At 44.8% G+C, this 1,020-nt stretch carries 2 protein-coding genes; both read right to left on the bottom strand.

Features of this window, described 5'->3' with window-relative positions:
* Positions 1-237: hypothetical protein (locus FJZ26_06330; GenBank protein MBM3230023.1), on the bottom strand; the 237-nt coding region annotated here is incomplete at its 3' end.
* Positions 238-325: 88 nt separating this feature from the next.
* Positions 326-754 (bottom strand): peptidylprolyl isomerase, encoded by a 429-nt coding sequence (locus FJZ26_06325; protein ID MBM3230022.1) that lies wholly within the window; start codon positions 752-754, stop codon positions 326-328.
* Between the last annotated feature and the right edge of the window lie 266 nt (positions 755-1,020).

The raw sequence follows: 1,020 nt of genomic DNA, 5'->3' as shown, positions 1-1,020 counted from the left end.
TGTGCAGAAATATTTTACTTCCCGCTTGGCTTCCAGGGGGTCAGTGAATTCGAGGCTGAGCTTTGGCCTTTCAGCATACTGCCCTGCGGTTGACGGCTTCTGGCTTGATGCGACCTTCAGCTCATAGCATCTGCCGCAGATTAAATCCCTGCCGTTCATGTCGTACTTCATTTCCCTCACAGGCACTTTGTTGCTGCAGCGCTTGCATGTGATGAGGGTTTCCTGGCTGCTTGCCATACTTCCTGACAATAGCAGAGAAATTTATAAAGGTATTGGAAAAAATACCGGAAAAATCCGGACAGAATGATGAGCTTAATTCTGCGGCTCAGCAAATCTCAACAAGCTTTATTGAGAAATTGAGGGTTTTTCCTGCAAGCGGGTGGTTAAGGTCAAGCGTCATTTTATTGTTCTCAATCTTTGCAACCCTTGCGTTCATCATACTGCCTTCAGGATCCCTTAAGGTCAGCATCATCCCTTCCTGGAACTTGTCAGCGTCCTTCATTCCCTCCAGCGGCAGCTCCTGCACAAGCTCCTCAGACCTTAGCCCGTAGCCATCTTCAGGATTTATGCTGACATTTCTCTCCTCTCCTACAGACAACCCAATTACTGCTGTTTCAAAGCCCTTAATAACGCTGCCACTGCCAACAACAAACTCCAGCGGCTCCCTTCCCTCAGAAGAGTCAAATTTTTCGCCATCATCAAATGTGCCTGTGTAATGAACCTTTACCCTGTCGCCATTCTTTGCCATTGGCATTGACTTGTTATTTTCAATCGAATCCATTTTTTCACCTGTCCACATTAACTGTTGCCTTATCTTTTTGCTTTACCTTTTATTCAGATCAGGCTATCCAGATCAGGCATTCGCCATTTGTTTTTTATGCGGCTTATAAGCCTTTGTTTTTGCACTGTATTTATTGGGATGTGTTTTTTGCTGGTGTGACACTCAATTCCAAACATTTTCGATTCGCATGCATGCCCAAGATTTTTAAACTAGCAAATAATTCGTGCCCTAATGCTGCT

The organism is Candidatus Parvarchaeota archaeon, assembly GCA_016866895.1.
GTDB lineage: Archaea > Micrarchaeota > Micrarchaeia > Anstonellales > VGKX01 > VGKX01.
This window is presented reverse-complemented; position numbering and strand designations above follow the sequence as displayed.